The 6,582-nt window shown below is 53.3% G+C and carries 4 protein-coding genes; 2 read left to right on the top strand and 2 right to left on the bottom strand.

Features of this window, described 5'->3' with window-relative positions:
• The first annotated feature begins 135 nt into the window (after positions 1 to 135).
• Together istA and ACG98I_RS07185 are read left to right on the top strand one after the other, a co-directional pair.
• The gene (gene istA / locus ACG98I_RS07190) at positions 136 to 1,770 is read left to right on the top strand and encodes an IS21 family transposase (protein ID WP_394719292.1); all 1,635 of its coding nucleotides are present in this window, start codon (positions 136 to 138) and stop codon (positions 1,768 to 1,770) included.
• On the top strand, positions 1,767 to 2,558 hold the full coding sequence (locus ACG98I_RS07185; RefSeq protein ID WP_394732548.1) for an ATP-binding protein: 792 nt from the start codon (positions 1,767 to 1,769) through the stop codon (positions 2,556 to 2,558). Before istA ends, ACG98I_RS07185 begins: the two co-directional genes overlap by 4 nt.
• Positions 2,559 to 2,919: 361 nt before the next feature.
• Here the strand turns inward: ACG98I_RS07185 and ACG98I_RS07180 are convergent, their stop codons facing one another.
• Positions 2,920 to 4,332: a hypothetical protein gene (locus ACG98I_RS07180; protein ID WP_394719294.1), complete on the bottom strand. Its 1,413-nt coding sequence runs from the start codon at positions 4,330 to 4,332 to the stop codon at positions 2,920 to 2,922.
• A gap of 691 nt (positions 4,333 to 5,023) precedes the next feature.
• Positions 5,024 to 6,529, bottom strand: coding sequence for an Asp-tRNA(Asn)/Glu-tRNA(Gln) amidotransferase subunit GatB (gene gatB, locus ACG98I_RS07175; protein WP_394719466.1), 1,506 nt, complete (start codon positions 6,527 to 6,529; stop codon positions 5,024 to 5,026).
• Between the last annotated feature and the right edge of the window lie 53 nt (positions 6,530 to 6,582).

The following is a 6,582-nucleotide window of genomic DNA, read 5'->3' as shown; positions in this document are numbered from 1 at the left end:
TGTTGCGCGGGGGTATCTAGTAACACCGTGGTGACTATCGGATAACGCAATGGTGAGTATCGAGTAACGCTTTGGGAGAAGATTCTTCTGACCGCGTGACAACAGGGCACGCGGCATCATCAGAGGAGTCCGATCGTGACTGATTACCGGGCCGTGATGGACCTAGTCTTACAAGGCTGGTCCGTCCGCCAAATCTGCTCGACTGTGCGATGCTCACACACCACAGTCCAAAAAGCCCGCCACACAATAGCGGCACACCAGATCACAACCTGCGAACAACTCGCCGGTATTACCGACGAAGAAATGGCCACATGGTTTGTTGATGGCCGAAGTGCTGCCCAAGGCGACTTCGTACCCATCGACTTCGACGCAGTGACCAAAGCACGCACCGGCCGCAACAAAGTCACCCTCCAAGTCCTGTGGGGCCGCTACACCACCCAACCAGCCCACCCATCCCAGCGTTACTACAGCTACGAGCGCTTCCGCCAGCTTGTTGCTGAACACGTCGATGTCACAGGACTTACAGCACGCATTACCCATGCCCCGGGACACACCATGCAAGTCGACTGGGCCGGCACCGCAATGCGCCTGTTCGACCCAACCCATGCCCGAGGTGCAAAAGTCAGCATTTTCGTAGCATCACTACCGTATTCCGGCATGTTATTTGCCTGTGCTTGCCCGAACCAGCGACAACAAGCGTGGCTGTGGGCACATATCCAAGCATTTGAATACTTCAGCGGGGTTGCTGAAGTCATCGTGCCTGATAATGCTTCGACAGCATCACACGCAATTAGTGCTGCTGACCGCAACCGGCAGGTCAATTCCACCTACGAGGAATTCCTTGAGCACTACAACACTGCCGCGCTGCCTGCTCGTGCTCGGCGTCCAAAGGACAAGGCGAATGTAGAAGCAGCAGTCAAGATCATCACCCAAAAAGTCATCCACACCCTCCACGGGCATCAATGCGTTGGGCTCGATGAACTCAATGCACGCATCCGCAGCCTGGTTGACGGCATCAATGACGCGGTACCGTTTCGCGGTAACAACACCAGCAGAAGGATGCTCTTTGACGAGTTTGAACACGATGTACTCGGCGAACTTCCCACAACACCGTGGCAGCATACCGAATGGAAACGTGCGAAAGTCGCCCCCAACTTCCACATCACCGTCAACACTGCACGTTATTCGGTGCCTTACCAGCTTGTCGGCCGGACTGTCGATGTACGTATCACTGGCAATGAAGTAACCGTCTTTGATGCCGGGCAGCGTGTTGCAACCCACCGGCTTGCCCAAGCCCGTGGGATCTATGTCACCGATGTGGATCATATTCCTGCCAACATGGCTGATACCACAGGATTGTGGACCAGTGAGTACTTCTACCGTGAAGCAGCCAAGATCGGTCCAGCAACCCGGACAGTCATCGAAGAACTCATCAGCGCAAAGGCAATCCCTGTCCAGGCATTTCAGTCGTGCCGAAACGTACTGAATATGGGCAAACACGCCAACAAAGTGATTCTGGAACAAGCCTGTGCACGCCTGATCGCACCTGATGGCACCAGGAGGGCTGTGTCGTATACCGCGGTGAAAAACATGATGGCCGCGGTACGCAAAGACCAATCAACCCGCCCGACAGGCCATGATCTGCCAGCTGCAACACCGCCTGAAACACCACCGGTGGAACACGCACGCGATACCCGCGGTGCATATCTGGGTGGGTCTGCCCAGTTCAGTATGGAAAACCTCACGAAGAAAGGACCTTCGCAGTCATGACACAGCCACAACCAGCGTCAGCATCAGCGCGCTTTCTTGATGAATCGATCCTGCCTGTCTTTACCGATCTCCGGATGACGGCTTTTGGCCGAACCGTGATTGATATTGCAGCAGATCCCATCTTCGACTCATGGAGTTTTTCTGACAAGGTGCTCTACGCACTCGATAAAGAAGTTGCGGCCAAGCGTGAACGACGAGTCAACAAATTACTCAAAGCATCCCGATCGCCAAATCTCGATGCGTGTATCGAAGACATCACCTACACACCCGGCCGCAACCTCAACAAAGAGCAAATCACCAGACTCGCTCACTGCCAATGGTGTCAAAAAGCGCAAAGCATTGTCATCCTCGGCAAATCATCCGTCGGCAAAACCTACCTGGCCCAAGCACTACTTACCGCTGCGTGCAGAAACGACTACTCTGCTCGTTTCTTCCGCACAGACACCCTGGCTAACCAGCTGATGGTGCTGCGCCATGATGACGCAGCACGCATGGAGTTTCTTCAAGATCTCCACCTGGCGGATGTACTCGTGCTTGATGACTTCTTAACAACGCCGATTGATGCTGCCACAGCACACCAGCTGCTCAACATTCTTGCTGAGCGTGAACACCGGGGATCAACCATTGTCACCTCCCAGTTCACGCCCGATGAGTGGTACAAGTCCATCCCGGATGCTGTCATCGCCGAGTCGATACTGAATCGGCTTGTCGTTGGCGCTGAGATCATCACGCTGGAAGGTCCGGTCCGAACATGCGCCTCGAAGCCAATACGCAGTAGCGGCGCATAGTCAACGCCCGGGTGTTACTCGATACTCACCCGGGCGTTACTGGATACTCACCACGGTGTTACTAAATCCGTGGTCCTAACAGTTTGATGTTGTACGTATTGCACGTGTGTGCAATTGTGCCCTTAATCACCAGGGTTTGCAGCTTCCCTCCCCCAAACCTTTAAGGCCATGAGGTGCACTTTTAGCCAAAACCCCCATTTTCCCACGCCAACCCCCACGGGATCGTGTTCACTTTCCGCACGTTCGTACCCCCGTCGAACGAGAAAACTCCCCAGTCCGGGAAGTTCTGGAAGCATATCTTCCAGCCCTCGGACAAGGGAGTTGTCATTAGCGGATATTAATTGTGGCCTATTAGCCCCAATTAATCCGCGGTGCTTGGCGCTTTATTGCCGTGGCCTTTGCCATCACTTGAATCAGTGTCACTTCCAGACTCCAGGTTAGACTCATTTTCTGGGTCTGGAACACCGTCGCGTTCGATATAGTACTGAACGTCATCGATATCATCTTGAGCTTGTTCAGCGATGAATTCGACTTCCTCATCAGAATCCAGTTCCTCGGTCACTCCACCGAGGACTTCGTCATAAAGAATTTCATGGTCCAGGTTTGATTCCACAAGTTCACGACCGATGACGTCATCATGACGTTCATCGTATTCCTCATCTGGGTGCAGCTTCAGACGCAGCATCGCTTTGATGCGATCGCGACGGGTGGATTCATCGCGAATCTTGGACAAGCTGCTAAACCATGCAAAGACCAAGACGGCAATCATGAACATGCCCAAGTAGCCCAGGATTGGGTAAACATAGTTCATCAAAGTCTTGAATCCGACAAAAGACATGGCAAAGCCTGCCAAGGTACCTGCTGCGAAAATTGGGTAAGTCTTCTTCTCATGACCCGCAGACAGGCGCTTACCCAGCGCGTAGAACATGCCGATAGCGGTGTTGTAGATCATCAGGAAGATGACAATCGCCATGAGGAAGCCAGCGACTGGTCCCATCTCATTGACCAATACGAGCATTGGAATATCGGAGCCCTGGACCTTATCCGCGCCCATCAGCAACGCAAAGCCCGCGATGAACAGCATGATGGAATAAGTCAGACCACCAACAATGCCGCCCCAGCCAGCTTCGCGCGGACTAATGTTGTCGCCGCCGATAACCAGCGACATAGATACCGCAAGGATCAAAGCCAAGCCGTTGTAATTAACTGCAGATAGCAGCCAATTCGAAATTGGCGCTTCTTGGGAAGCGGAAATCTCAGCTACTGCCCCGATATCAGCAGGGATATTCATCAAGGTATAGATGAACACTGCAATCACTGCGATGATGATGGTTGGAGTTAGCATGCCAATAACATTGGACACCTTGTCCACGTCCAAGAGGCCAGTAACTAGGACGATGGCCGTCATCAGAGTGGAGCCGAGCCACTCTGGCCAACCGAACTGCTGCGCCATATTCGAGCCAGCACCAGCCAACATCACAAAGCCCACAGCAAAGAGCGTAAAGATAACCGCAACATCTAAGAACTTCGAGATCAGAGGGTGCGAGACTTTGCGGAACACGGAGTTGTGTTCCTGCGCATGAAAGTAGGAACCCAGCTGCAAAAAGACGGTTCCGGCCAACGTCATGATGACCCCGGCGATGACAATTCCCCAGATGCCGTTAAACCCAAATGAGGTGAAGTATTGAACGACCTCTTGGCCGGTGGCAAAACCTGCACCGACCAACAGACCAACAAAGGCTAGAGCTATTCCGACTATGTTTCGGTAAGACACGATTTCCTTGGATTGTTCGACAATAAAATAGGCGTGAAGCAATACTTCACGCGGACAATAATCCAGGTTAATGGCTGACCTGCACCGATGCTAGACAAAAGCCATCCCCAACCGACACCAGAACACGCAAAAATTGCACCTAGGCTGGGTTTATATAGTTTTGATTACCATGAGGCAACTCACACGTCTTGTCAGCGTGAGATCTATGTACTGCTGCGCGCTGCTCGGCACCGTTTAAAAGAGTCCACACTGGGTTCATCTATACCCCTACCAGCCATTTTCTTGCCGAGGTGCAACTCATCCTATCGATAGTTGAGAAGTTGAAATAGATGTCGGCACAACGACCACACCAATGTTTCGGTTACGGTGGACCCCTGTGTTCAACATTCAATTTGTCGTCCTAGCAATTATCGCCAGTTGTATAGCAGCAGCTTTTGGGTTTCCATTCTTATTCCCGGTTACAGCTTTCGCTGCTTTTTACTCATACCGTCAAGGTCGCAGAGAAGGCACTGATCTAAAGACACGTTGCATGATTCTCTTTGTGGTTTCCGCGATCACCACCATCGTCTTAATCGCGGATACCCTTTTACTGTTCCCCGTAGGATAAAGAAATCCCGGCTCGAGCACACGCTCTGCCGGGATTTCCCATATGTGTTGTTCCTAAGCCCAGGAAGAACACCCAATTGAAGAACTAGCTCAGCTTCTTCGCAATCAGCTGGTTGACCTGACCAGGGTCTGCTTTGCCCTGGGTGGCTTTCATGACGGCACCGACAATGGCGCCGGTGACCTTCTTATTTCCAGCGCGGTACTTCTCCACGATATCTGGGTTGGCAGCCAAGGCATCATCGACAGCCTTTTCAATTGCTGCGTCATCGCGAACAACTTCCAGACCGCGAGCCTTCACGACCTCGTCGACATCGCCTTCGCCAGCCAAAACGCCATCGACCGCCTGACGTGCCAGCTTGGTGGTCAGCTTGCCTTCCTTGACCAGAACAATCACGCGAGCCACCTGTGCCGGAGTAATCTCCAGCGCAGCGAGGTCTACGCCCTGCTCATTAGCCTTAGCAGACAGATAAGAAACCCACCAGGAACGAGCCTCATCGGCGGTTGCGCCCTCTTCGGTGGTGGCGATGATCAAATCCAATGCACCAGCGTTGACCAAGTCGCGCATCTCAGCGTCCTTCAGGCCCCACTCTTCCTGGATGCGTGCACGGCGAATCCATGGCATCTCTGGCAAGGTCTGGCGGATTTCCTCAACCCACTCACGTGGTGCGAGTACTGGTGGCAGGTCTGGGTCATTGAAGTAGCGGTAATCATCCGCGGTTTCCTTTGGACGACCCTTTGAGGTCGAACCGTCGGTCTCCTGGTAGTGGCGGGTTTCCTGCTCGATTGTGCCGCCATCGTCAAGCACCTGCGCCTGACGCATCATCTCAAAACGCACTGCCTGCTCTACAGAACGCAAAGAGTTAATATTCTTGGTCTCGGTACGGGTGCCAAACTCGGTAGTGCCGACTGGACGCAGCGACAGGTTGGAGTCCACGCGCATGGAACCCTGGTCCATACGAGCATCAGAGACACCCAAAGCTGCGACGAGCTCACGCAGTGCAGTCACGTATGCGCGTGCGACCTCTGGTGCGCGCTCCCCTGCGCCTTCAATAGGCTTGGTAACAATCTCAATCAAAGGAATGCCCGCACGGTTGCAGTCAACCAAAGACGCGGTTGCGCCATGGATACGGCCCGAGGTGCCACCCAGGTGGGTGAGCTTGCCGGTGTCTTCCTCCATGTGCGCGCGCTCAATCTCCACGCGCCACTCGGTGCCATCATCCAGGACAACATCCAGGTAGCCGTCGTATGCGATTGGCTCATCATACTGGGAGATCTGGTAGTTCTTTGGCTGATCCGGGTAGAAGTAATTCTTGCGGGCAAAGCGCGATGATTCCGCGATGGAGCAATTCAATGCCAAACCGATCTTGATGGCCCACTCCACGCCCTTGGCATTAACCACCGGCAATGCACCTGGCAGGCCCAAAGATACTGGGTCTACGTTGGAGTTTGCCGGGGCATCAAAGTTGGTTGCCGAGGCGGAAAACATCTTGGTTTCCGTGGCTAATTCGACGTGGACTTCCATACCCATTACTGGGTCATACTTTTCTAGGACTTCATCAAAATCCATCAGGTCATACATCGCAGCAGTCATGCGTGCCATCTTAATACTTCTGCCCTTAACAGTCAGTCACCACCCAGCATCTG

This window comes from Corynebacterium sp. L4757 (genome assembly GCF_043673995.1).
Taxonomy (GTDB): Bacteria; Actinomycetota; Actinomycetes; order Mycobacteriales; family Mycobacteriaceae; genus Corynebacterium.
Note: the sequence above shows the minus strand (reverse complement) of the source record. Positions and strands in the feature narration are given on the sequence as shown.

What these genes read in the sequence shown, in the direction of transcription:
- ACG98I_RS07185 (WP_394732548.1), top strand. Translation starts at nt 1,767, where the DNA reads ATGACACAGCCACAACCAGCGTCAGCATCAGCGCGCTTTCTTGATGAA.
- gatB (WP_394719466.1), bottom strand. Translation starts at nt 6,529, where the DNA reads ATGACTGCTGCGATGTATGACCTGATGGATTTTGATGAAGTCCTAGAA.